Origin of the sequence: Syntrophus sp. (in: bacteria), from assembly GCF_040768185.1 — a bacterium.
Lineage (GTDB): Bacteria > Desulfobacterota > Syntrophia > Syntrophales > Syntrophaceae > Syntrophus > Syntrophus buswellii.
In genome coordinates this window covers 143,003-166,649 of the sequence record NZ_JAXGNC010000005.1, presented here as the reverse complement: position 1 = coordinate 166,649, position 23,647 = coordinate 143,003, and the positions used below count along the sequence as shown (strand labels likewise).

At 50.9% G+C, this 23,647-nt stretch carries 20 protein-coding genes, 2 tRNA genes and 1 pseudogene; 11 read left to right on the top strand and 12 right to left on the bottom strand.

Features of this window, described 5'->3' with window-relative positions:
* Window positions 1-87 precede the first annotated feature (87 nt).
* Window positions 88-1,461 (top strand): sigma-54-dependent transcriptional regulator, encoded by a 1,374-nt coding sequence (locus AB3175_RS07380; protein ID WP_367360301.1) that lies wholly within the window; start codon window positions 88-90, stop codon window positions 1,459-1,461.
* Between the two features lie 84 nt (window positions 1,462-1,545).
* Here AB3175_RS07380 and AB3175_RS07375 read toward each other — a convergent pair whose 3' ends face one another.
* The 4 genes from AB3175_RS07375 to AB3175_RS07360 all read right to left on the bottom strand — a co-directional run bounded on the left by AB3175_RS07375 (window position 1,546) and on the right by AB3175_RS07360 (window position 4,922).
* A complete protein-coding gene (locus AB3175_RS07375; protein WP_367360300.1) occupies window positions 1,546-1,959 on the bottom strand; it encodes a DUF3568 domain-containing protein in 414 nt (137 codons plus the stop codon).
* Between the two features lie 16 nt (window positions 1,960-1,975).
* Entirely contained in the window at window positions 1,976-3,043 is a 1,068-nt protein-coding gene (dnaJ, locus tag AB3175_RS07370; protein ID WP_367360299.1) for a molecular chaperone DnaJ, read from the bottom strand.
* Between the two features lie 340 nt (window positions 3,044-3,383).
* Window positions 3,384-4,268, bottom strand: a complete 885-nt coding sequence (locus AB3175_RS07365; RefSeq protein ID WP_367360298.1) for a phosphoribosylaminoimidazolesuccinocarboxamide synthase — start codon at window positions 4,266-4,268, stop codon at window positions 3,384-3,386.
* Window positions 4,269-4,289: 21 nt separating this feature from the next.
* Window positions 4,290-4,922 (bottom strand): MBL fold metallo-hydrolase, encoded by a 633-nt coding sequence (locus AB3175_RS07360; RefSeq protein WP_367360297.1) that lies wholly within the window; start codon window positions 4,920-4,922, stop codon window positions 4,290-4,292.
* Window positions 4,923-5,492: 570 nt separating this feature from the next.
* Between AB3175_RS07360 and AB3175_RS07355 the strand changes: the two genes are divergently transcribed.
* Window positions 5,493-5,690, top strand: a complete 198-nt coding sequence (locus AB3175_RS07355; RefSeq protein ID WP_367360296.1) for a hypothetical protein — start codon at window positions 5,493-5,495, stop codon at window positions 5,688-5,690.
* A gap of 161 nt (window positions 5,691-5,851) precedes the next feature.
* Window positions 5,852-6,067, top strand: a complete 216-nt coding sequence (locus AB3175_RS07350; RefSeq protein ID WP_367360295.1) for a tyrosine-type recombinase/integrase — start codon at window positions 5,852-5,854, stop codon at window positions 6,065-6,067.
* Between the two features lie 134 nt (window positions 6,068-6,201).
* Here AB3175_RS07350 and AB3175_RS07345 read toward each other — a convergent pair.
* A tRNA-Thr gene (locus tag AB3175_RS07345) sits at window positions 6,202-6,276 on the bottom strand.
* Between the two features lie 292 nt (window positions 6,277-6,568).
* Between AB3175_RS07345 and AB3175_RS07340 the strand changes: the two genes are divergently transcribed.
* Entirely contained in the window at window positions 6,569-9,322 is a 2,754-nt protein-coding gene (locus tag AB3175_RS07340) for an ATP-dependent DNA helicase (protein ID WP_367360294.1), read from the top strand.
* Window positions 9,319-9,999 carry a molybdenum cofactor guanylyltransferase gene (locus AB3175_RS07335; protein ID WP_367360293.1) on the top strand — a complete coding sequence of 227 codons (681 nt, stop codon included), beginning with the start codon at window positions 9,319-9,321 and terminating at the stop codon, window positions 9,997-9,999. Before AB3175_RS07340 ends, AB3175_RS07335 begins: the two co-directional genes overlap by 4 nt.
* A gap of 121 nt (window positions 10,000-10,120) precedes the next feature.
* Here the strand turns inward: AB3175_RS07335 and AB3175_RS07330 are convergent, their stop codons facing one another.
* From AB3175_RS07330 to AB3175_RS07320, 3 genes are all read right to left on the bottom strand, one after another.
* Window positions 10,121-11,893, bottom strand: a complete 1,773-nt coding sequence (locus tag AB3175_RS07330; RefSeq protein ID WP_367360292.1) for an acyl-CoA carboxylase subunit beta — start codon at window positions 11,891-11,893, stop codon at window positions 10,121-10,123.
* 75 nt (window positions 11,894-11,968) lie between these two features.
* On the bottom strand, window positions 11,969-13,120 hold the full coding sequence (gene acd / locus AB3175_RS07325) for a glutaryl-CoA dehydrogenase Acd (RefSeq protein WP_367360291.1): 1,152 nt from the start codon (window positions 13,118-13,120) through the stop codon (window positions 11,969-11,971).
* A 305-nt stretch (window positions 13,121-13,425) separates the two neighbouring features.
* Complete coding sequence (locus AB3175_RS07320; protein WP_367360290.1) at window positions 13,426-13,635, bottom strand: biotin/lipoyl-containing protein; 210 nt, start codon at window positions 13,633-13,635, stop codon at window positions 13,426-13,428.
* Window positions 13,636-14,131: 496 nt separating this feature from the next.
* Between AB3175_RS07320 and AB3175_RS07315 the strand changes: the two genes are divergently transcribed.
* Together AB3175_RS07315 and AB3175_RS07310 are read left to right on the top strand one after the other, a co-directional pair.
* Window positions 14,132-14,923, top strand: coding sequence for a nitrilase-related carbon-nitrogen hydrolase (locus AB3175_RS07315; RefSeq protein ID WP_367360289.1), 792 nt, complete (start codon window positions 14,132-14,134; stop codon window positions 14,921-14,923).
* Window positions 14,924-14,994: 71 nt separating this feature from the next.
* Window positions 14,995-15,069: transfer RNA gene (locus tag AB3175_RS07310), tRNA-Val, on the top strand.
* A 21-nt stretch (window positions 15,070-15,090) separates the two neighbouring features.
* Here the strand turns inward: AB3175_RS07310 and AB3175_RS07305 are convergent.
* Complete coding sequence (locus AB3175_RS07305; protein ID WP_367360318.1) at window positions 15,091-15,690, bottom strand: site-specific integrase; 600 nt, start codon at window positions 15,688-15,690, stop codon at window positions 15,091-15,093.
* 11 nt (window positions 15,691-15,701) lie between these two features.
* Here AB3175_RS07305 and AB3175_RS07300 point away from each other — a divergent pair, with 11 nt between their 5' ends.
* Together AB3175_RS07300 and AB3175_RS07295 are read left to right on the top strand one after the other, a co-directional pair.
* The gene (locus tag AB3175_RS07300) at window positions 15,702-17,015 is read left to right on the top strand and encodes a PEP-CTERM sorting domain-containing protein (RefSeq protein WP_367360288.1); all 1,314 of its coding nucleotides are present in this window, start codon (window positions 15,702-15,704) and stop codon (window positions 17,013-17,015) included.
* Window positions 17,016-17,130: 115 nt separating this feature from the next.
* Window positions 17,131-17,691 carry a hypothetical protein gene (locus AB3175_RS07295; RefSeq protein ID WP_367360287.1) on the top strand — a complete coding sequence of 187 codons (561 nt, stop codon included), beginning with the start codon at window positions 17,131-17,133 and terminating at the stop codon, window positions 17,689-17,691.
* Between the two features lie 663 nt (window positions 17,692-18,354).
* On the opposite strand, the gene AB3175_RS07290 is transcribed toward AB3175_RS07295, so the two are convergent.
* From AB3175_RS07290 to AB3175_RS07280, 3 genes and pseudogenes are all read right to left on the bottom strand, one after another.
* Entirely contained in the window at window positions 18,355-20,205 is a 1,851-nt protein-coding gene (locus AB3175_RS07290; protein ID WP_367360317.1) for a BNR-4 repeat-containing protein, read from the bottom strand.
* Between the two features lie 96 nt (window positions 20,206-20,301).
* Window positions 20,302-20,661, bottom strand: a pseudogene (locus AB3175_RS07285) (VCBS repeat-containing protein); the annotation flags it as partial.
* Between the two features lie 182 nt (window positions 20,662-20,843).
* Window positions 20,844-22,103 carry a murein transglycosylase A gene (locus tag AB3175_RS07280; protein WP_367360286.1) on the bottom strand — a complete coding sequence of 420 codons (1,260 nt, stop codon included), beginning with the start codon at window positions 22,101-22,103 and terminating at the stop codon, window positions 20,844-20,846.
* Between the two features lie 242 nt (window positions 22,104-22,345).
* Between AB3175_RS07280 and AB3175_RS07275 the strand changes: the two genes are divergently transcribed.
* Both AB3175_RS07275 and AB3175_RS07270 read left to right on the top strand, forming a co-directional pair.
* Window positions 22,346-22,936 carry a peroxiredoxin family protein gene (locus AB3175_RS07275; RefSeq protein WP_367360285.1) on the top strand — a complete coding sequence of 197 codons (591 nt, stop codon included), beginning with the start codon at window positions 22,346-22,348 and terminating at the stop codon, window positions 22,934-22,936.
* A 13-nt stretch (window positions 22,937-22,949) separates the two neighbouring features.
* Window positions 22,950-23,579, top strand: a complete 630-nt coding sequence (locus AB3175_RS07270; RefSeq protein ID WP_367360284.1) for a peroxiredoxin — start codon at window positions 22,950-22,952, stop codon at window positions 23,577-23,579.
* Window positions 23,580-23,647: the final 68 nt, after the last annotated feature.

Below are 23,647 nucleotides of genomic sequence, written 5' to 3'. Positions count from 1 at the left end.
GAGTTTGCGCCCCTGATGGTCATTGTGATATCAACCTTTTGAAATTATTTTTGAAACATACTTTCTGAGCTGGATAGAAGTTCGTGTATGCAAAGAACAATTCTTATTGTCGACGATGAGGAGAGCATCTGCAAGTCTCTGGGAAACATCCTTCTTGATGAAGGGTATGACGTTCTGGCGGCAAACAGCGGTGAAGAGGCATTGAAACTCCTTGACGAGGAACTTCCCAGCCTTGTTCTCCTCGACATATGGCTTCCTGGAATCGATGGGATGGAGGTTCTGAAGACAGCGAAGAATCTTTATCCCAAACTGCCGCTGGTCATGATGTCCGGTCATGGAACAATCGAAACCGCAGTGAAGGCGACCAAACTGGGGGCATTCGACTTTATTGAAAAGCCGCTTTCCCTGGAGAAGATCATCCTGACCGTCAGGCATGCCCTCGAGATGTCCCGCCTGGAAGAGGAGAATCTTTTACTTCGGCAGAAAATCAACCAGGATTATGAGCTGACCGGCACCAGCCCCCCGATCATGGAACTCAAGGAAATGATCTCCATTGTGGCTCCAACGAATGCCTGGATTCTGATCATGGGGGAAAACGGGACGGGCAAAGAGCTCGTAGCCCGGGCCATACACCGCCAGAGCAAACGGGCGGACAAGCCTATGATCGAAGTGAATTGCGCCGCAATTCCCGAAGAGCTTATCGAAAGCGAACTCTTTGGCCATGAAAAAGGCGCCTTTACGGGGGCGACGGAAAAAAAGAGAGGGAAATTCGATCTTGCCCATGAAGGGACCATTTTTCTTGACGAAGTGGCGGACATGAGCCTGAAAGCCCAGGCCAAGATATTGAGAATTCTGCAGGAAAAAAAGTTTGAAAGGGTCGGCGGAAACAAGGTCATTCAGGTTGATGTCCGGGTTCTTGCCGCCACGAACAAGGATCTTGAAAAGGAGATGGAAGAGGGGCGATTCCGGCAGGACCTTTTCTATCGCCTGAACGTCATCCCCCTGATGGTCCCCCCCTTGAGAAGCAGAAAGGAAGACATCCCCTTGTTGATGGAGCGGTTTCTTGCTGATTTTGCGCTGAAAGAGGGGGAGCCCAAAAAAATCCTGGGAGAGGATGCCCTAGCCATTCTGATGGAGCATTCCTGGCCGGGAAATGTGCGGGAGCTTAAAAATTTCATTGAACGGCTGGCCATTATGACCCCCTCAATCGTCATATCCGCCCATGACATTCCTCCACTCCCGAAAGAGGGCCATAAAGTTGAGCCATTCAGGGATCCCGTGCAGGATTATGTCTCCGGTTCATTCCGGGAAGCCAAAATGGATTTTGAGAAATCCTATCTTGCGAAAAAACTTCGGGAATTTGAAGGCAACATCTCGAAGACGGCGGAATCCATCGGATTGGAGCGAAGCAACCTGCACAAGAAAATCAAGGCCTATGGTTTGGAAAGCAAGGGTGAGTAGCAGCAGGGTGAGGGGGCGTCCTTCAGGTGAAATCACAACGGTCTCACCCTGCTGATGAAGAAAGGGGCAGCCGGGTCGCCTTGGTTACGGTTTGGGAAGGTTGTCGCTGATTTTGTGATGAATCAGTTTTGAGGCGGTTTGGTCGCCCATGATGCCCACACGCACCCCCACGGTTGTCAGATTCTTGTCTTTATATTTTATGATCAGTTTGACGGGTTCCTCGTTGATCTTGGCGGAAATCGTCCCTTCACTGATTCCTTTCATCGGATCCACCGCGGTGCCGCGCAGATCCGCCACCGCCCTTTCACAGGCGGTCCAGGTTTTTTCAAAATTATAGGGATAGTCGGTCTTCAATTCCCCATTTACATACAGGTACGTTCCGGCTCCAGCGCCCACCGCGGCGCCGCCGGCGACGATGGCTGCACATCCACAGGTTAGAAAGAAGAGGGAAATCGACAAAATAACGAACAGCTTTCTTTTTTTGGATAACGCTAACACAATTCTGACACCTCCATTATTTGTTGTCCAGCTTGGCGAATTCGAGCAGAAGCTCTTCCTGCTTCCGAGTCAGGGAAGTCGGGATGGTCACCAGGGTTTCAATGATCTGGTCGCCGTTTCCAAATCCCCTGATGTGAGGAATGCCCCGACCCTTCAGCCGAAAATGTGTGGCGTTTTGCGTTCCTTTCGGAATTTTCAGCTTTTCCGTTCCCGTCAGCGTAGGGACCTCGATTTTCGCCCCTAAAGCAGCCTGCACAAAGGTAATCGGGACCCTGCAATAAATGTCATAGCCTCTTCGTTCAAAAAATTCATGAGGTTCAACAGCCAGGAACACATAGAGATCGCCGCTTGGCCCTCCGAATTCACCATCTTCACCCTCGCCGCGCAGCCGAAGGCGGGATCCTGTTTCTACGCCGGCAGGGATTTTAACATGGACCTTTTTGTCCAAGGCGGTTTTGCCGCTTCCATGGCAGGCACTGCAGTACTGCAAAATGATCTTGCCATAGCCCTTGCATTCAGGGCAGGTCGTTCTAATACTGAAGAATCCGCTGCTCTGGAGAACCTGTCCCCTGCCGCCGCAATAGCTGCAGGTCTTGATCTCCGAGCCGGGATCGGCGCCTGACCCGCGGCATTCCGCGCAGGTGACGGATTTGCGGATATTGAGGTCTTTTTCGGTGCCGAAGGCGGCCTCCGAAAAATTCAGGGTCAGATCATACCTTAAATCGGCGCCCGCACGCCCTGCTGTCCGTGAGCGGGAACGGGAGCTGCTGAATCCGAAGATGTCTTCAAAGATGTCGCCGAAGCTGGAAAAAACGTCGTCGAATCCTGAAAATCCCTGAAATCCGCTGCTGCTGAGACCATCGTGTCCGTAACGGTCGTAAATATCCCGCTTTTTCCTGTCGCTCAGCACCTCGTAAGCTTCCGCAGCCTGCTTGAATTTCTCCTCCGCTTCCTTGTCCCCTGGATTGCGGTCCGGATGGTACTTCATGGCCATTCTGCGATAGCTTTTCTTTATTTCCTCCTCAGTGGCGTCCCGGGTTATTTCCAAGACCTCATAATAACAAACTTTAACCATTGTGTTCATGAGCTTCCTTCGTTTCTTAATGATGCAGGGAATGCATGCAAATCCTATGTCTGTTCTGGATCAAAGGGGAAACTGAAAGGCGGATGCTTCCGGAACTCGTTTCTCCGATTCCTCCGAACAGAGAAACCGGCCCTTTTAGAGTGCCTGCTGAATTTTCGGTAGAAAAGATAATGATCGATGGCCGCGTTGTCAAGTCATGCAAGCAGGTCGCCTCCAATTTCCTGCCGGAATGCGTTTACAGGCACAGGGCCTTATCTCTACCTTTCAAGAAAGAAGGCTGAGGCCAGCGAGTCCCGGGATTTGCCGCATCCCCTGAAACCCCCTTTGATCTGCAGCTGGATCAGATTACAAGACGTTTCAGCGCTTCTTCATATTTTTCCCGGGTCTTTCCGATGATATCTTCCGGAAGGTGCGGAGCCGGTGGCTTTTGATCCCAGCTCAGGGAAAGCAGATAGTCCCGCAGAAACTGTTTGTCAAAGCTCTTCTGAGGTCGGCCTTCAATATAATCGGCTTTGGGCCAGAAGCGGGAGGAGTCCGGCGTAAGCAGCTCATCAATCAGAATCAGTTCTCCGTCAATCAGGCCAAACTCCATTTTCGTGTCGGCGATGATGATCCCTGCCTCGTCGGCGATCCTTGACGCCCGGTTGTAAATGGCGAGGCTGATCTCAATGATCTTCGCCGTATTTTCGGCGCCGAGGATGTCTTCGGTTTCTTTGCGGGTAATGGGAGAATCATGCTCCCCCTCGGGCGCCTTGGTCGACGGCGTAAAAATCGGTTCCGCCAGCTTGGACGATTCTTTCAAACCGTCAGGCAGCCGAATGCCGGAAACCGTTTTGGTCAACCGGTAATCCTGCCATCCCGAACCGCTCAGATAACCGCGGACAATGCATTCCACGGGAAGAGGGGATGCCTTTTTAACGAGCATGCTCCTTCCCTCGAGCTCCTGCCGGTAGGGGGCGCACTGGGCCGGATAATCATCGGGATTGGTGGAGACAAGATGATTGCCCACGATATCCTCCACCTTTTTGAACCAGAAAGCGGACATTTTGGTCAAAATCTTCCCCTTATCCGGAATGGGTTCCTGCATGACCACATCGAAAGCGGAGATTCGATCCGTAGCAACAATGAGAAGATGAGAGCCGAGATCGTAAATGTCCCGGACCTTGCCGACATTGGACAATTTCAGTCCTTCATAACGGGTTTTAATCAGGCCTGCGCTTTCCATTTTCCGCCTCCGAAATTCTGCTTACCGCATAAAGGGATTGTATTTCTTTTCGTGACCTATGGTCGAAGTGTTTGTTCTTCCATAGTTGTGTCCCGGCAAAACCTGGGTGTCGTCGGGTAAGGCGAAGAGCTTTTCCCTGATGGAGGTGAACAGCTGCGAAGCGGAGGAGCCGTTTAGATCCGTTCGGCCGACGCTCTCAACGAACAAGGTATCGCCGGTAAAGACAAATCCTTTAATGTACAGGCACATTCCCCCGGGAGAGTGTCCCGGCGTATGGATGACCTTCAGGGAAATATTCCCTATGGAAATCGTATCGCCATCTTTTACCGTCATGTCGGCGGGTGGCGAATCTTCCGCCCCAAACATCTGGAGCAGCATGGGTGGTGTATGGCCCAGCATGGAGGCATCCCCCTCATGAATGATGATGGGTGCGCCGGTCTTTGCTTTCATTTCCTTGTTCCCGCTGATGTGGTCCACATGCCCATGGGTATTGACAATGTATTTGATCTGCAGATTGTTTTTGGCGGCCGTGGCCAGGATGCCGTCAATGTTGTCGGCCGGATCGATAACCAGGGCTTCTCCCGTATCCGAATCGCCGACCAGATAGGCGAAGACAGCCATGGAACTGACCTGCATTTGCCGAATGATGAGCATTGGAACCTCCTCCTGGGGGTTTTATTGATAATCGTCAATGAAAAGCCATTATCGGACCCCTATCATTTTTTCATTTTTGAAGTCAATGGAATTTAAGGTTGTGAAAAGTCGGGTTGTCCATAAAGAAGGCCCCGTCCAGGGATTGGACCATCGCCTCTGCTGTCCACACAGGGCCTGGCGTTTATTTCAAGGCATAGTCCGCAGCCTTGCGGAGCGGTTCCGACAGAATCATTTGTGACCTCAATTCTTCGAGCTTTGCAGAGATTCCGGACAGGATCGGTGCAGTGATGTATCTGGCTGCAGTGTTTCCACTCTTTCTGGTCCATATGAGCACAGGGCGCCTCCTGTCATCCGCCCTGTCAGGATTCTTCTTCCGTCAGTGACTTCCTTGCGGTCCAGAAGTCCATGTGCTGCTCTTCATCCACGTCTGTCGAACACTCCTTGTTCTCCGAAATAATTTGAAACCCTCAATAAAAGGGGGTAATAAAGGGCCTGGAGAGGTGAGGCCGTCATTGCAGCTTGGGTGACTCGCTGTTTGTGCTTTCCTCTAATCACTTAACGGAGGTTATAATGATGTCCAAAAAGTCTGACAGAAGGGATGCTCTTCTTAATGAGGCTGTTAAGATTGCGATGCAGTATGCTCTCAGCGAAGATCACAGCGTTGGTAAAATTGACGAGGTCCTGGAAAGTGTTTACCGGACACTCGTCAAGCTCCAGGATGAAGAAAAAGCAAAGAATCAATCAACAGGTCTGGACACAAATCAATAAGCCTGCTTGATCTCTTGTTCGAGATCATCGAGGAACGCTTGGTTCGCGTTTCCAAGATGCAAAAGATCCGGACGGTCTATACGGGTGCCATCGGAGTGCGTCATGATTGTTTCTGCGGCTGACCTCGGATACATCAGGAAACAGCTCAGGAAAAAACCTGCATGTGGGGTAATATAACGAAGTTCCAGACGGCCCTGGAAGCCGGCATCAGAAGGGGAGGGGCCAACAAAAGGATCACTCCTCACATGCTGAGGCACGACTTTGCAGGCCACAATCCGGAAGCGGGCACGGACCTTAGCTCCATCCAGGACATACTGGGCCACAACGATATTGCATCAACCCAGAGATGCACGCATACCACATTCCAGGATCATTGAAGACAGGTTGACCGGGTCTTCGGAAGAAATCCACCGAATCACGAAGAAAAAGCCGTTCTTCGCAGCGGCTTTTTCTTCGTGGGGCCAATGGTGGCAAAAAAAAGGTTGCAGAAATCTGCAACCCCCTGATTGTATGGAGCCGGAAGGGGGATTTGAACCCCCGACTTGCTGATTACGAATCAGCTACTCTACCCCTGAGTTACTCCGGCTTTTTTGAAACGATGAGGTAGTCTTTCTATCCTAAACAACCTTTCCTTGTCAAGAATATGCGTAATTTTTTTTAAATTTTGCGCCGGAGAGAAGCATCTTCGTAAAACGTCACCATAGTTATACCGTTGACATGGCAAATTTTCTGTTTAGTCATTGAACCTTGTGTGATAAGGGAGATGCCCAGCGTTGCGTGATCGCTGAATACCGTGGCGATGGCGCGCCCCCATAAAAGATTGAACCTGGCCCCTGAAGTTATATGTATCTGTTCAGATAACGGCCTCTCGGAGACCCATGCTGAAACCTTATAACCGTCCTGTTGACGAAGTGGCATTTGTTTATGGCCATGCGGGCCTGAAGGCGGACAACGGCAACCGGATTTATGAAGTTGCTGCGACGATCCTGTCCAGGGACGCTTCGCGCCGGAATTTTTCCTCCCTGGTGAGGTACCCATATCTCACGGAAAGGGAGCGTTACCACTCCAACATCTCAAAAGAATCTCTCCATGAGGCCCCGCCGGCGGAAGAAGTGGCCGTCCGCTTGAGGTCTTTTCTTGAGAAACAGGCCTTTGTCCTGGTCCTGGATCCATATTCCGCACTGGATCTCCTGCTTCGATTCTGCGCCAAGGATCGCTTTGTCGATCTCACCTTCGCTGCCGAATATTTTCTTCCCCATGTCGAGTCGTTTTCTCCCCGGGGATTGTGGGAATATCTCTCCGGAAAAAGGCGCGAGAAGATCAGCTTTTCCGCTTCGGAACTGGTTGATCTGTCCATCGAACTCGTTCGACATCTCTGCGGTGATCGGCTGAATGATGAAACGCAGCCCTCTTCAGCAGCGCTGCGCCATTATCTGAAAATGAGCGACACCCTTTTTGGTGACGTCATGATTCACCTGGTGCAGCATTATCAGGAGTACTGGGGCGGACTCTTTTCGCCCGTTGCACGGAACGACACGGCAGACTGGATGCCGTTTCTGGAAAAGGCGCGGTTTTCCCCGGCGTTGACTCGGAATCAGGAAGATCGGAGGACGATTCCGGAACAGCGGATCGAGACGCTTCTTAAGGGATTGGCAGAGGGGGCTCCGGGCTTCAAGTTCCGGGACGCCCAGTTGAAATATTCCCTTTGTGTGACCGAGGCATTGAATGACGGGGCCGTCCTGACCCTTGAAGCCGGTACGGGAACGGGAAAGACCCAGGGGTATCTGATTCCCGTCATGGATTATCTCCGCCTGAATCCCGATGAACGGGTTATGATTTCGACCTACACAAAAAGTCTCCAGGATCAGATCCACTCCCGGGAAATTCCCCGGACCATGGCGCTGGAGCGGGATTTCCGGAATATTCCCGTTGCCCTGCTGAAGGGGAAATCCAACTATCTCTGTGCTGAAAAACTGAATTCGGCCTTCGAAGAGGATCTGAAGGGAGCCCAGTTGCTGACATGGCTGTACTTTGCCAATCTCATCTTTCTGTTCAGGCATGCCGATGGTGAAACGGTGGGGGAAAGAGTCGACCGCCACCTGAACACATCCCCTTATTTTAGGCGACTCCATAGCGAAATTTCTGCAAAGACGGGCTGCACGGGCCGCCATATCCTCTGTCCGGCCCAGGTGGCCCGTGCCGAAGCGCGATCCGCACGTGTGGTCGTTACAAACCATCACAAACTGGCCCTGATTGATCTGGATGAGGAATTGTCGGGGATGTTCCGAAACTGCATCATTGACGAGGCCAACCATTTCGAACAGGCTGTACGGAACGCCTTCCGCCTGTCCGTCAATTCCCGCGAGATGATGGATACCCTGTCCTACCTGGAACTTGTGCTTCACAGGGTTTTACACAATGCCGCCGGAGACGTGGAGGCATCCATTGACCAATGCCGCAACCTTCTGGAGGAATTGCAGCAGGCCGTTGAAGAATTCGGCCATATCCTGCGCAGGATTTTTCCCTCCAGCGCAAGAGGTGAGATTCTCCAACTGCCTTTATGTCATGCCGCTTACGCTGACGGGAAGATAGAAAAAGCGCTTCAGATGTTTGCCGACCTTCTGAAAGCCCTTGCCGGAAGCTTGTCATTCCTGGAAGACCCGGACACCTGCCGGGCGCTGAAACTGTTGCCCCGTTCTCAGGAGCGCATTAAAAATGCGTCAGCCCGCATTCTTTCGGATGCCGAGAATTTCCTGCTTCTGGAGAAGACAATCCGATCCGACAACATGGTGGCGGCCTGCCAGCTTTATTCCAGGCACTGGGTGCTCATGGTTCATGCCGTGGATGTCTCCGGGTTGATTCAAAAGCATATTTACGACAGGCGGGACTGCATTGTCTACACCTCTGCGACCCTGAGGCAGCGAGACCGGTTCGATGACTTCAGCAAAATCGTCGGAATGGACTGTCCGGATCATGAAAATGCGGCTTCGACGCCCGGGGGGGATGGGCAGCCGGTCATGCTGGGTTGGAAGGAAAGGCCATTCCGCTTCTCGACTCTTCCTTCCCCCTTTTCCCGGGACGCCGTGAAGATGATCCTGCCGGAGGGCGTCGTCAGCGGCAGTTACGGGAACAAGCAGGTCTGGCTGAAAACCGTTGCAGAGCTGATGCCGGCGCTGATCCGCCGCAACAGGGGGCGAACCCTGGTCCTTTTTTCCAGCTATTCCGATCTCGAAGCGGTCGCTGTGCTGACAGGGGATGAAATTGCCGCCGATGGGTTCCCGCTCCTGCTTCAGGCGCCAGGCCAGTCCACGGGCAACCTGATCGATGAATTCCGGCTGATCAAGGAGAGTGTCCTCTTCGGAGTGGACACCTTCTGGTATGGAGTGGATTTCCAAGGGGATACCCTGACCCAGGTCATTATTACCCGGATCCCGTTCCCCCATCCCTTTGATCCTCTCCAGATCGCCCGGAAAAGAATGCTTCCGGCAAAAGAGTTCTGGAATCGCTATTACTATGAAGCTATGATCAAACTGAAACAGGGAATCGGGCGGCTGATTCGCTCGGAAAACGACAGAGGCCAGGTGGTCTTCCTGGATTCACGGTGCCGCCATTTTGAGGAGCTCTGGCAGTGACAAACAAGGACAATCTGGATGGAAAAGCGGACAACATGTTGAAACCCGGCAAGATATTTCCGGAGGCAGGTTACACAACGGCGCAGAGGATGACGGGAATCATTCTATCCGGTGGAAAAAGCTCTCGGATGGGCCTTAACAAGGCGTTTCTGGAGATTGACGGTGAACGGCTGATTGACCGGGTCGTAAGGCAATTCAAAAGCCTGTTTCCCGAGGTGATCCTGGTAACCAATGAGCCTCTCCTCTATCTTGATCAGGATATTCCTCTGGTCAGCGACATCTACAAGAAAAAGGGGCCTCTGGGAGGGCTTTATGCCGGTCTTTATTATGCGTCTTATGAATATGCCTTCTTATGCGCCTGCGACATGCCCTATTTAAATGTGGAATTCATCCGATACATGACGGAGAGAATAGACGGGTATGATATTGTGGTTCCGGAAACCTCTGAGGGGTTTTTCCCCCTTCACGCCATTTATTCCCGACGCTGTCTGCCGGGCATAAAAAATCTTCTGGAGCGGGGGGATCGTCTGAAAATGACAGGATGTTTCAAGGGAATGCGGGTGTTCTTTGTTCCGGAGAGCGTAATCCGGACCTATGACCCTGACGGGACCATGCTGCTCAATATCAATACCGAAGAGGATCTGAAGCGGGCCCTGGCTTTTCGGCAAAAAGGATAAAAGGCGGTAAAACGGCTTCATCACCGGCCGTTCAGGATGCGAAAGGCCGGAGCATGATTATTTTTCATGCTCCGGCCTTCTTTAATCCTTCAAAAACCCAACAGGGTTGTCTCCGTTATTCTTACTCTCCCGCCTTGGGTCTATCCAATCCTTTCACGATCTGTGAACGGATCATTCTCGGCAGAATCATGTGATGCTGCGGACAGATGGATTTCGGATTCTGGTAGACTGCGTTGGCAAAAGCGACCATGTAGTTGCGGAGATCCTCGTAACGGACGATCTCATCAACCATTCCTGTCACGGCACAGGCAATCGGACGTGACTTGTCATAGTATTCCTTGGCCAATGCATTCATCTTGTCAAGGACCGGCTGCAAGGGCTTGCCTGCATCTTTTTCCTTCACAAGTCTGCGGGCAAAACTGGCCGTTGCCGCTGTTTCGCCGTGCATGACGTAAATTTCCGTTGTAGCCGTACCCAGCGTGAAGGCGGTGTGGTTATTGGCCGTCGGTCCACCCATGACGTAATGTGCCGCTGCGGATCCCTTTCGGAGGACAGCGAGCATCATGGGAAGTTCGGTCTGCTCTATGGAGTAGATCAGCGACTGGCCCAGGCCGAGAAGCTCCGCCTTTTCCGCGATGTCGCCGACGTCAATTCCGGAAGTATCCTGGAACCATATCATTGGAACGCGGTCACGATCACAGAGGGTGACAAACTCGCTCATCTTGATCAAGCCCTGTCGATAGAGCTTGCCGCCCACCCCGATGTACTCGTTGGTATATTCCGGGTAGTTGGGAAGGATTCCCTGGCGGTTGCCGATGACTCCGATCAGGAATCCATCAATTTTGACCAGACCGGTGTACACTTCGGGTCCGTAACCGGGCCGAAACTCCATGTGTTCGGAATTGTCCACCAGACGGGCAAGAAGGTTGTCAAAATCATAAACCATCTTCTGATTGAAGGTAATGATGGATGAAATTTCCTTCGGATCGTATTTGGGTGCCGCCGGCTCGGCGACACGGAAGAACTTCGGATGATATGCCGGGATATAGGACATATATTCTTTGAGGGCATCCAGAACACCGGTTTGTGACTCAAAAACGGCTCTGAAAAATCCGGTTTCGTCGTAGTGAATCTTGACGCTTCCCGGAGGTGTTGCCCGGAACTTGCGCGTTGCATCAATCAGCGCTTCGGCGATTTCTTCGTCGAAGAATCCCTTGGGGGACATTCCACTGACGATACCGGCGCCGCCAACGGCGATGTTGCAGTCCTTGTGGGCAAGAAGAATGGTCGGACTCACGCCCTGATAGCCTCCGCCCGCCGGGTTTGTCCCGTAGATTCCCGCCAGGACGGGGATTCCCATCTTTTCCAGTTCCGCATGACGGAAGAAGCAGGTTCCACTGCCGCGCCGGTTTGCATAGAATTTTTCCTGTTCAGGAAGTCTGGCGCCCGAGCAGTTGACCAGCCAGACGATGGGGATATTGAGGATCTTTGCCATGTCGGTGGCGCGGAGATTGTTGTCCGGCTGACCGGGAATCCAAGCACCCACGGTGACTTTGTTGTCGAAGCCGATCAGCACGCACCACTTGCCGCTGATCCTGGCCAGGCCGTCCATGACGCCCGTAACGCCTTCCTTGTTTCCGGCCGGATTATAAAGAGTATGCAGAGGGCAGAAAGTCCCGGGATCCACGATGTATTCAATACGCTCCCAGACAGTCATATCCCCTTTCTTGTGAACATCTTCTGCAGGGACCCCCGCATTTTTTGCCTTATCAACTGCTGCTGCAACGTCGGCATAGACTTCCTCAATCTGGGCGACGTTGTCTTTCATCCTCTCAATCTGCGCCGGCTTGAGAGCCTTGCCCAGATCGTCCATCTTTTCAAAATATTGTCTCATTCAAAACTCTCCTAAACTCACATATATATCAACAGCATAATATCTCGAGAGGTGAGAACACCTCGTTTCGGTTGGTTATCTCGCACCAAGCAGTGTGCCGCCGACGATCATCTTACAGACGTTGGTCGAACCTTCCACCATGGCGTAGGTGGGGGCATCGCGGTAGAAACGGTTCACGGGATATTCCGTGGAATAACCATAAGCGCCGAAGATTCTCATCGCGCCGATGGCGCACTTGTAGGCCACTTCGCCGGCAAGATATTTGGCCTGGGCGACTTCAAAGGTGTTACCCAGATTTCCCTGATCCTTCTGCCAGGCGGCCTTGTAGACCACCAGTCTGGCGGCTTCCAGATCACAGGCCATCTCGCCGATCAGGAACTGGTTCGCCTGGAACTGACCGATCGGTTTGCCGAACTGCTCACGCTCGTTGGCGTATTTGATGGCGGCATCAAGGCAGGCCTGGGCAAGACCGATTCCACCCGCGGCTGCGGACAGGCGGGTTCCGTTGAGGGACCCGAAGACGATCTTGGCGCCGTCGCCGGGTTTGCCAAGGAGGTTTTCCTTCGGAACGATGACGTTGTCGAGATAGATCTCGCCCGTGGGTGAGGATTTGCTGCCCATCTTGTCCAGATCCGTCGTGCGGATGCCGGGGTTGTTCTTCAACTCCACTGCGAAAGCGGACAGTCCCTTGCCCTTTGCAGCCTTGTCCGTGTAAGCATAGTACACAATGACATCGGCGCAGCTGGCGTTGGAGATCCAGGTCTTTGAGCCGTTCAGCACATAATGATCCCCTTTGTCCTCAGCGGTGGATTTCATGGACATGACGTCGGAACCGGCGTTGAATTCGGTGATTCCGAAGCCGCCGAGGTACTGGCCCGTTGCCAGTTTTTCCACATATTTCTTCTTGGCTTCTTCCGTTCCATACTTCCAGATGGTGTAGGCGCAGCCGAGTCCTTCCATGTTGATCTGGACACGCAGCGCACTGGAGGCGCGGGCGACTTCCTCGGTGAGGATAATGGCGGCCAGCCAGCCCATGTTGTTTCCGCCGTACTCTTCCGGAATAACGGTGCCGAAGAAGCCCAGTTCGCCCATCGGTTTGACGACTTCCTCATAGGGGAAGTAATGCTCTTCATCCCATTTGTCTGCAAATGGCGCAATCTTTTCGGTTGCAAAATCGCGTGCCATAGTCCGCAACATTTCGAGTTCTTCTGATAACGCAAAATCCATGGTAAAGCCTCCTCTTTTCATTAAGTATTAGTGCCACAGCAAACCGCTCAAATCAGTCCCAGCCGTATCCCCCCGAAAAAATAAGGATATCGCGTATCCGGCATGTCTGGCATTTTCTGATGTGTCTGGATAATCGGCTTATAATTTTTAAGCATTCTGTGACTATCAACACCGTGCCGGAATTCAAAGGCCGACACGGTGTTTCTGTATTGATTTCCCTGCATCCTGAAGCGTCAAGCCGCTCTGCAAAGATCGGTATAGGGGTGTTCTTGCTTATTCGGTGTGTAGTATCTGGAAGATCTGGTCTATTCGATGATCATCAATGCCTGCTCAGCTGCAACTTTGTCACCGACCTTGACCTTTATTTCTTTAACAACGCCGTCTGCCGGGCATACGACAGGCATTTCCATCTTCATGGCTTCCATGACCGCGACTTCGTCATCTTCACTGACCTTATCGCCAACGTTAACTTTGATTGCCACAATCTTTCCTTCCATGGGTACCGTAACTTCCATAATTTCCTCCTAACAATGTGTTTAAATGTCATTCAACCGCTTAAGGGTCAGCCCATCTGATAATGGAAACCCTAGTAACCCTTGCCCGCCTAACCGCTATCAAATTCTCTGGGCTCTTACCCCATTAGAGTCAATTTTGTCAATGAATATTTTCAATAATTTGATGATATCTTCCACCGGTCAGTTCATGTGATTCTGCGGAGATATGGGAAGGGGATCGGGTTCGAAAGTGCGCACGGATGGCATTCTCCAGGGTTCCAATCCGGGGGCAAAGATGATATCAAAGCGGCTGAAGCGATAAAATGCGGACTGGGCGTCCCCATCCCATAGCGGGGAAACGATAAGGCTGCAGATACAACGGACGCTCCGTTGAGAAAGGGAACCCGGGACAGGGGCTGGGGCCATGCACGATATGGGCGGAGATTCGGTTGCCATGTCGTGCTTGAAAAGAAGCATGAGCCGGCGGGAAGGGGAGAATGTTATGAGGGCGGGATTTGTGCAGTTTGAACCAGTATTCGGTAACGTTGAGCAGAATCTGAAAAAAGCGGAGGGCCTGATCAACGAGTTGAACGCGGAAGTGATCGTGCTTCCCGAACTCTTTAATACGGGCTATCTCTTTACCTCTCTCGATGAGGTTGGAAAAATCTCCGAGGAAATCCCTGATGGAAAAACGACGGAATTTCTTTGCCGGCTGGCTTCCCGGAACCAGTGCTGCATTGTCGGCGGGGTGGCGGAGCGGGACCATGGCCGCTTTTTTAACTCAGCCGTCGTGGTATCGCCTGAGGGGTACATGGGAACCTATCGGAAAATTCACCTCTTCAGTGAGGAAAAACTCTGGTTTCAGCCGGGGGATGAGGAGCCGGAAATTTATGATCTTGGGTGCTGCCGCATGGGGGTCATGATCTGCTTCGACTGGTTTTTCCCGGAAACCATGAGGATCCTTTCCCTGAAGGGGGCGGATCTGATCTGCCATTGCGCCAATCTGGTCCTGCCCTTCTGCCAGGACGGCATGAAGATCCGCTGCCTGGAAAATCACGTCTATGCCGTGACGGCCAATCGGACCGGACAGGACGATCGGAACGGCAAGACGCTTCAGTTCACGGGCAGAAGCCAGATTACCGGTCCCCGTGCCGATGTCCTCTATTCCGCCGGCCCGGTTGGAAATGAGGTCGGGGTTGCCGAACTTGACATTTCCCTGGCCAGGGACAAACATCTCAATCCGTTTAACCATCTTTATCGGGACAGGCGGGTCGAATGTTACCGGAGACTCTGCGAAGGTGAATCCTGAAATGGAGACGAACTATTTTTCCCCTTGAAAAAGAGAATTCTTTAGGATATAGCTTGCACCCGTAAAACGATGGGCGGTTAACTCAGCGGGAGAGTGCTACCTTCACACGGTAGAAGTCACTGGTTCAATCCCAGTACCGCCTACCAATGAAATCAAGAGGTTACGAATCATGGCGTAACCTCTTTTTTTATGTCTGCTACCATTTTGCTACCATGCGAAAAAATGGTGTCTTCTAATCTGCAAGCCGCTTCCTGATTCTCGTTCTTCATCAGATGTGAATAGACGTTCAAGGTAACGGTCGGGCTTGAATGTCCCAACTGACTCTGAATGTACTTGATGTTTTCCCCCTGACACAAGAGAAGCCTTGCATAGGTGTGCCTCAAGTCATGCCAGCGAATCCTTTTGATTTTGGCATCCCTCAAGGCTTTGTGAAAATACCTCTGGACCATATTACTGTAGTTCATCGGTCCCCCGGCCTCATTTGCAAAAACAAGGTCATTGCTATTAGGTGGACTCGCTATTTTCCATAACCTAAATTCATGTAGAAGGGTAGGGGGGCAGTCAATGGCTCGGACGCTCTCTTTCGTCTTTGGTGGGAAGAAACGCCCGGAATTGAAAGTTCTATTGATATGAATCTGTTTCCTATCAAAGTCCACATCGGCCCATTTCAACCCCAGGGTTTCACCTTGACGCGCGCCTGTCATAATCGCCGTCAAGAATAAGGTTTTGTATTTTTGATCCGGCGTTGCTACCAACAAGGCCCGGATTTGCTCAGGTCTTGACCCTACCTTCTATTACTCAGGCCGAATACCAAATCTCACCGAACCCGAATCCCGAAAATGGCATCATCTCCATCAGTACATCGGATGCAGTAAACAAAGAAAGATTTATAAACCTGGGTACCATAAATATACTCAGCCTCGGCACGCTTAACAACTCCGGTACGCTGAACAACGGCGGCACGGATGAGGAATGGTTCAGCAGCTTCGCCACGATTACGAATTACGGTACACTGAACAATCTCTATGGCGGTTTGTTGGAGCTCCGGTTTAGGTTCCCGATTACGAATTACGGTACACTGAACAATCTCTATGGCGGCATCGTGAGTAACGGTGGCATACTGAACAACAAAGGCATGCTGAATAACTCCGGTACGATTTACAATGGAACTGATAACGAGTTGAACAACCACGGGACGTTGAACAATCTCTATGACGGTCAGCTGAACCTCGGCATACTGAACAACAAAGGCGTGCTGAATAACTCCGGTACGATTCATTATGATGAAGGCGGTCAGCTCAACAACTACGGTACACTGAACAATCTCTATGGCGGCATCGTGAGCGTCCGAGACAATACTACAAACAACTCCGGCACTCTGAACAACAACGGTAGAATGGCTCTCGGGAGCCTATTATTAAACTCCGGCACTCTGAACAACAACGGTTACATATACGTGGGTTGGCATTATATTGAGAACGAGGGCATATACAATTCCGGCACTCTGAACAATAACTCTAATTTGGAAATCTGGGGTAATTACATACAGACTTGTAGCAATGCGCGGACGACAAACAACGGTACCATGTTAGCGCCGTTTCACATGTATATCAACGCTGGTAGTCTAAGCGGTACTGGAAACACAGAAGGAAACGTAGTCATTGCGAATGGAGCATCTTTAAACCCCGGCGATTCCCTTGGTACGTTCACCATCATAGGCACCCTTGTTAGCGGCGGAGACATATATTTTGAGATTAGTGGACTGGGAAATGGTGAGTACGATGTCCTGAAAATCAATGGTAGTGCAACATTTAATGGAGGTAATGTTGAATTTGACTTTATTAACGGCTTTCACGCCAAGGCAGGTGATTATTGGAATTTCTTGTTCGCAGATAGCCTCATCGGATGGGGAACCCTTAATTTAGCGATGAATGGTCTAGGTTCTGGACTGAACTGGGAAATTATAGATATTACAGGTGGAAAACAGCTTTTAATAACTGAATCACAGTCCGTTCCCGAACCCGCAACCATGCTCCTTTTCGGTCTGGGTCTAATGGGATTGGCAGGATTCAGAAGAAAGTTTCTGGCATAGTGAAACACATGATTGTTTAATAACTACCCCAAAAATAATGTGGTATGGTGATAACGAAAAATCGGAAAAACCGAAAAAACCGAAGTCCTGATATTAATTGTTGGGCATTGAGACAATGAAGAAGAATCCCAAGCGCTCTGAACAGAAATTCTCAAAGTTTGTTGAAAGTTTACTGTCAATCTGGCGCTATGTCATCGCATTTGCCGCTGGAGCAGCAACGTTGTTTGGAATTCTCAGCTACCTCCATCCCAACATATCTGTCACGCCTTTGATGGCAATAGACGCGTCCAGGCCTCTATCAATGCAGTTTCTGGTGACCAATAACGGGTATTTGACTATGCATGATGTCACGTACGCGTGCGCCATCGAGAAAATAAAAGGACAAGTCACATTTGGATCGTATGGTGGTCCGCCTGGTCTCACGAAGAAAAGCCCGAGATTCGTTGCACCTCAACATGAATCGGGAAAATCACTTGGCCCAAATCATTCGGATACGATAAGCGTCGATTTTGATCTTTTTAGGCAAGCGGACCCTGTAGAAACTGCCGACATAGGTATAATCGCTTCATTTCGCCTCGGTTTAATTCCGTGGCGACAAGAACGGCTATATCATTTTGTTACACAAAAATGCTCTGATGGAAAGTTATACTGGTTTCCGAAACCGCCCGATGACTGATTTAACCACTCACAAGTCGTTATCGTAGGGTTCACAGATGAGATTTGGCCGGTCCAAAACAAGGTTTGATACGATCTGGTTTATCTGGGACGGCAACGAAAGAAAACACGAAAAGCATTGCCCAACAACGCAATCCCGCTTACGTCTTACGGCCGTCGCTGATTTTGTCGTTACTCTTTTTTGAATGGTAATCAACTTATCAAGTCTACAGCTACTGTTGAGAAGTTGGTAGATGGAGTCTACTGTCAACAAGATTTGAATTTTCAGCAAATAGCTTTGCTGGTTACTGGGTGAAATTAATTTCATAGAAAAAGGGGCAGAGATTCCCAGCTTTCAGTAAGCCTTCCCTAGCCCCTATTTTACTGCGTTTCAGGTCAAGAATCTTGCTACCAAATTGCTACCAAAACTTTGAAAAATAAACTCAAAGAGGGTAAACCAGCATAAGATGGCCGCCGAGAAAATCCTTTTTATTTCTTAATGTTATTCTGTAATCGTTTGTTTTATTAATGATTTCAATGAGATTCACACGGTAGAAGTCACTGGTTCAATCCCAGTACCGCCTACCATGAAGCGTTACGGGGTTATGGTATGTTCTGTAACCCCGTTTTTTATGTCTGCCGCCATTTGGGTCCATGTGAAAACATGGAATCTTCCAACCGGCGATCATTTTATTAAACAGCCGAAAATGCTGGAAGTCCAGTTCACATATGGAGAGCCTTCATAATAAGTTATGAAATTCCAAAAGATGAGGGACTCATCTTGGGAATTCAAGGCATAGAAGGGGCGGGCACTGTGCCCATCGACAGTTTCCGGGGATTTTATAATCATATATTGTTCCCACGTGTCTCCCTTCCTTACAAATCCAACCAAGTCTTTCCCGTATCCGTTTTCATCCGGGGGACTGGCAAATACCATATTCAAATACTTTCCATGAAGGGTAGCCATATTCGGATAAAAAAAACGGGCCGTTTCACAAACGGTTTCTGTCCGCCATTCACCGTCCTGGCGAAAATGATACAAAACGAAATCCTTGATATTCGGGTCAAACCTGTCCCGCGAGCCTCGATCCTGCGAATTGATGCTTACAAGAACAGGATTCCCGCGGGCATCCACTTTAATATCTGACAAATAGGTCCAGTCTTCCAGCCCGGGCGTATCATCGCTCTGATAAACGACATCTAACTTGTCCAATGTCAAGGGTTGCGAAACGATTTGTCCGTCGCTTTTTTCCCATTGGTCAAGAGGAACATCATAACAGATGTAGTAGATGTTCTTATAGCGCCTTAATCCGGGAGACGGATTATCATAGATGTAGCTGTTAAACGTAAAATGCAGTTTCGAACCAGCAGCATTTTTATTCACGGTGACATAAATGGATTCATGCGTGCCAGGATTGATGTCAACAAGCAATTTCGGCTCGCTCCAAGTCGTGCCGGCATCAATGCTTTCCCAAAAGTAGAAGGTGTTGGTGGCATTTGCCACAAACCTCTGCAGTCGGCAGAGCAGCCAGATTCGTCCATCCGCCAGTTCCATTAAACGTGGATAAGTGGCCTTGGTTGACCGAAGAGAAATCGTATTTTCCCAGGAGTCTATCGATTCCGGGAGCTTCGATCTCCTTACTTCCAGTCTCCCCTTTCCTGTCTTGTCGGATCCATGTTCTGCCGCAGCGACCAATAGTTTACCATTATGCTCAATGTGTCCCCCAACTTGCTTCTCCAAGACAATGACAGATGGATTCGCATGGTCATCGCCGAGCAACGTCCCACCGGAATTCCAACCCCAATCCTCCCATAGGATCACGGGATTGCCCGGCTGATTTTGGGAATGGTTCCAATACGCCAAAGAAATGCAATGATTGGAAGAATAATAACCAAAATAGGTTCTGTCGAAAGTTCCCTTATATCGATATGCCGGATAAGAACCTGAGGGGGACATGGTGAAAATGCCGTCTTCCACCAACTTGACGGATTTCATTTCGTGGGGAAGCTTGAGGCCGTAAACCGAATATTGACTGATGATTGCCAAGTCCAGATCGGTTCTGAGTCGTTTGTAACCGAGTCTTGTCCCATCGTTCTTCATAAACCAGAGGACGACCTGGCCGGTATCCGTGCTTCTCCAGAGGATGTCCGCAATTCCGTCCCTGTTGAAATCATGGGTTCCCGCGATGGTCCAATCCGGATTTTTTCTGAGGGGCTTGTCTCCGGCATGGTCGCCATCGGCTTTCATCGACCAGAGATTCACCTGGCCTGTAACGGCGTTTCTCCAGAGAATGTCGGGAATCTGGTCCCCATTGAAGTCATCGGACCCTGCTACTGTCAGTTCGGATCGGTTCTGAGTCGTTTGTAACCGAGTCTTGTCCCATCGTTCTTCATAAACCAGAGGACGACCTGGCCGGTATCCGTGCTTCTCAGAGGATGTCCCAATTCCGTCCCTGTTGAAATCGGGTTCCCGCGATGGTCCAATCCGGATTTTTCTGAGGGGCTTGTCTCCGGCATGGTCGCCATCGGCTTTCATCGACCAGAGATTCACCTGGCCTGTAACGGCGTTTCTCCAGAGAATGTCGGGAATCTGGTCCCCATTGAAGTCATCGGACCCTGCTACTGTCCAGTTCGGATCGGTTCTGAGTCGTTTGTAACCGAGTCTTGTCCCATCGTTCTTCATAAAACAGAGGACGACCTGGCCGGTATCCGTGCTTCTCCAGAGGATGTCCGCGATTCCGTCCCTGTTGAAATCATGGGTTCCCGCGATGGTCCAATCCGGATTTTCTCTGAGGGGCTTGTCTCCGGCATGGTCGCCATCGGCTTTCATCAACCAGAGATTCACCTGGCCTGTAACGGCGTTTCTCCAGAGAATGTCGGGAATATGATCCCCATTGAAGTCATTCTGGGAAGCCTGGAGCAGTGAAGCGGCTTCAAAAAAAAGAAACAATGTTATTAGGGGAACCAATAAAGAATGTTTTACAGTAAACATGACATTCAAAAACGTTTAAAGATAAAACCAGTCATGGCGGTAGAAAGTCCTGGGGTTATAAAAGGGTGAGGGAATAAATTCCCGCAGACAACAAAAGGATATGGAAATCCATGAGCGGCAATGCCTGATTGGGCATCAGTGCCTGACCGCTCCAGGCTGACCGTCTTCCATCATAAGCACGGTTAATTTCTGAGTTCCGGTTTCACGAACAGGTAATACAGACGGCCTTCCCGGTATGTCTTTCCAGCCAGCCTTCCCGCCGTATCGCCTTGTCCCATGTAGACATCGCACCTCCCCGGTGCGCGGATGGCGCCGCCGGTGTCCTGATCCAGGGCAAAACCGGAGTATGGTTTCTGGAGGACATCGTTACCCGACGTCCGGGGCAGGGTAGTGGAAATGAATGTCAGCCCCGCTCGTGGGAAGATAGACTTGTCCGTGGCGATGGTCCGGTACGGAACGACCGGTTCATTGAGGGACCCCCGGGGCGGTCCGTCTGCTACCTGAAAGAAGACGAATCGTGGGTTTTGCCGGGTGTATTCTGAAATTTCATTGGGGTGGGCCTTGAAGTATTCGATCATGGCCGAGAGGCTCATCCGGTCTTCCGGTATCTTTCCGTCTTCAACCATCTTCTGGCCGATGCTCTGGTAGGGGTGACCGTTATTTGCGGCATAGCCGATCCCGACGAGCGAGCCGTCGGGCTGACGGATCATCGCCGATCCCTGCACATGGACGATAAAGACCTGAAACGGGTCGTCAAGCCACATGATTTCCCTGCCCTGCAGCATACCGGAATCTTCGAGTTCGGCACGCGGCGGATAGGGGACGATTCCGTCAACGGTGCGTCTGCCCAGCGTGACGCCCTCCGGGTTTTTCTCCAGATCTTCCGGCTGGCTGTAAAGGGGGTACTTGAAACGTCCGCTGGATTCCCTGGATCCGTCAAAGACCGGGGTGAAGTAGCCGGTGAAGAGCACGGTGCCCTTGTCGTCGCAGCCGACGGAGACATAGATATCGAACTGTTCCCGGATGAGGGCATTGAGATCGGATCCCCTGTGGCCGGAATGAATGAGCTCTGCAAAGGCGTTCAGGCTCTCTTCCATGTGCTGATGAGTTATCTCCCCGTAGGGAAAGAACAGTTTGCTTGAAGGTTTCTTGAGATAGTTCAGGCTGTTGTGGATGGCCGTTTCCAGGTTGGACAGGTCCTCGCAGGCTTCGGTAAAGTCGGGGATCTCGGCTGGGTCGGTTATTTTCCGCAAGGCGAGCTGGCCCGGCGGCAACTGCTTGGAGTATTTCTGCAGGGGCAACTCCTCTTCCTGGATCCGGGGTTGCGGCAATTCCTGCTTCGGGGGTTCCGTCGGGAAGGGTTCCAGAACGCGGGGTTTTTGACAGCCTGCCGCACACATTAAAAAGACGAAACAAAGGGCCAGAAAAATCCTTGCCTTCATGATCTTACCAACTTCCTTTCTTGAATCCGTTCATTTTGTGGAGAACTTCTCTTCTGGAAAAATCATTCTCTGATATCATAACAGGGCGGTGTTTTGTAAAGAAGATTTTGCTTCGGCAGCGGCCTGAATGGTACAACCATTGTCATTGACACATTAAAACCCTTAACCTATATTGGAAGCTGATGGTTGTGTGTCAGGGTGGTAACGCGGCTTTTATTCTGTTTTGTGGAGGAGGTAAGGTTATGAACCGTTTCTCGGCAATCTGTGCATTGGTGATGGCCGCTGTTCTGGCCGTTATGGTGGGAAATGCCTGTGCGGGTGCTCCCCCCCAGGCTGGTGGGACATTGCCCGATTTTGAACTGGCCGTGCCCCAGGATACAGCGGCTAGAAATTATCTTGGCCTTTCCCGCGGCCTGCCTTTCATGGGGAAGGGAACGTTCAAGGTTACGCAGATCAAGGCAGACGTCGTTATTCTGGAAATTTTCAGCATGTACTGCCCCCATTGCCAAGCGGAGGCGCCCACGGTGAACGCGCTTTATGAAAAAATTGAAAAGACGGTTTCCCTGCGGGGTAAAATCAAGATCATAGGGATCGGTGCAGGTAACAATGCCTATGAGGTGGACACGTTCAGGAAAAAATACCAGATTCCTTTTCCCCTCTTTGACGATGGAGACTTTGTCCTGCACAAAAAATTCGGAGAGGTTAGAACCCCCTATTTTATTGTGCTCCGGAACTATCCCAACGGTTCCTATCGGATTGTCTATTCAAAACTGGGGGCTTTCGGCAATGCCGACTCGTTTTTGAACCTGGTCATCAAACTGACCGGTATTTAATAAGAGGTGGATCATGGCAAAATATTTCAGGAGTGTTGCAGCGTTCTTTATGGCCGCCGCCCTGTTTCTCCTGTCCGGCCCGGCAGCCTACTGCCTGTCGGACGCCTTCAAGGACAATGTCTATGATAGGGGAAGCATGAAACCCGTCGACAGCGTGCTCAAGGTGAAAGTGGGCGACCCGGCTCCGGATTTCACCCTCAGGTCCCTTTCCGGGGAACTCGTTTCGCTCAGCGATTACCGGGGAAAAAAGAACGTGATGCTTTCCTTTATCCCCGCCGCATGGACTCCCGTCTGTTCCGATCAGTGGCCTGGCTATAATATCGTCAAGGACATTTTCGACAGCAATGATGCGATCCTGCTGGGAATTTCGGTGGACAATATCCCGACGCTCTACTCCTGGACGAACCAGATGGGTCAGTTGTGGTTTCCCGTTCTTTCCGATTTCTATCCCCATGGCGAAGTCTCATCCAGGTTCGGGATCCTGCGTTCCGAAGGGATCGCTGAACGGGCCGTGTTTATCATCGATAAGCAGGGCATCATCCGATACATCCATGTCAAGGATATCAATCAGCGGCCGCCCCTGGAAGTCCTGGTTCGGGAGCTGGAAAAACTGCAGCAGCCGCCCGCCGGCGGCTTGAAATAAGCGAAAGGCCGCTCTGGGTCATGATGATGAAATGGCGTTCGCTTGAATTTTATTTCGAGACGTAAGAG

Excerpts from the sequence above, each read along its gene's own strand:
- AB3175_RS07380 (WP_367360301.1), top strand. The coding sequence starts at position 88 with ATGCAAAGAACAATTCTTATTGTCGACGATGAGGAGAGCATCTGCAAG.
- dnaJ (WP_367360299.1), bottom strand. The coding sequence starts at position 3,043 with ATGAACACAATGGTTAAAGTTTGTTATTATGAGGTCTTGGAAATAACC.
- AB3175_RS07365 (WP_367360298.1), bottom strand. The coding sequence starts at position 4,268 with ATGGAAAGCGCAGGCCTGATTAAAACCCGTTATGAAGGACTGAAATTG.
- AB3175_RS07360 (WP_367360297.1), bottom strand. The coding sequence starts at position 4,922 with ATGCTCATCATTCGGCAAATGCAGGTCAGTTCCATGGCTGTCTTCGCC.
- AB3175_RS07355 (WP_367360296.1), top strand. The coding sequence starts at position 5,493 with ATGATGTCCAAAAAGTCTGACAGAAGGGATGCTCTTCTTAATGAGGCT.
- AB3175_RS07350 (WP_367360295.1), top strand. The coding sequence starts at position 5,852 with ATGTGGGGTAATATAACGAAGTTCCAGACGGCCCTGGAAGCCGGCATC.
- AB3175_RS07340 (WP_367360294.1), top strand. The coding sequence starts at position 6,569 with ATGCTGAAACCTTATAACCGTCCTGTTGACGAAGTGGCATTTGTTTAT.
- AB3175_RS07330 (WP_367360292.1), bottom strand. The coding sequence starts at position 11,893 with ATGAGACAATATTTTGAAAAGATGGACGATCTGGGCAAGGCTCTCAAG.
- acd (WP_367360291.1), bottom strand. The coding sequence starts at position 13,120 with ATGGATTTTGCGTTATCAGAAGAACTCGAAATGTTGCGGACTATGGCA.
- AB3175_RS07320 (WP_367360290.1), bottom strand. The coding sequence starts at position 13,635 with ATGGAAGTTACGGTACCCATGGAAGGAAAGATTGTGGCAATCAAAGTT.
- AB3175_RS07295 (WP_367360287.1), top strand. The coding sequence starts at position 17,131 with ATGAAGAAGAATCCCAAGCGCTCTGAACAGAAATTCTCAAAGTTTGTT.
- AB3175_RS07290 (WP_367360317.1), bottom strand. The coding sequence starts at position 20,205 with ATGAAAGCCGATGGCGACCATGCCGGAGACAAGCCCCTCAGAAAAATC.
- AB3175_RS07280 (WP_367360286.1), bottom strand. The coding sequence starts at position 22,103 with ATGAAGGCAAGGATTTTTCTGGCCCTTTGTTTCGTCTTTTTAATGTGT.
- AB3175_RS07275 (WP_367360285.1), top strand. The coding sequence starts at position 22,346 with ATGAACCGTTTCTCGGCAATCTGTGCATTGGTGATGGCCGCTGTTCTG.
- AB3175_RS07270 (WP_367360284.1), top strand. The coding sequence starts at position 22,950 with ATGGCAAAATATTTCAGGAGTGTTGCAGCGTTCTTTATGGCCGCCGCC.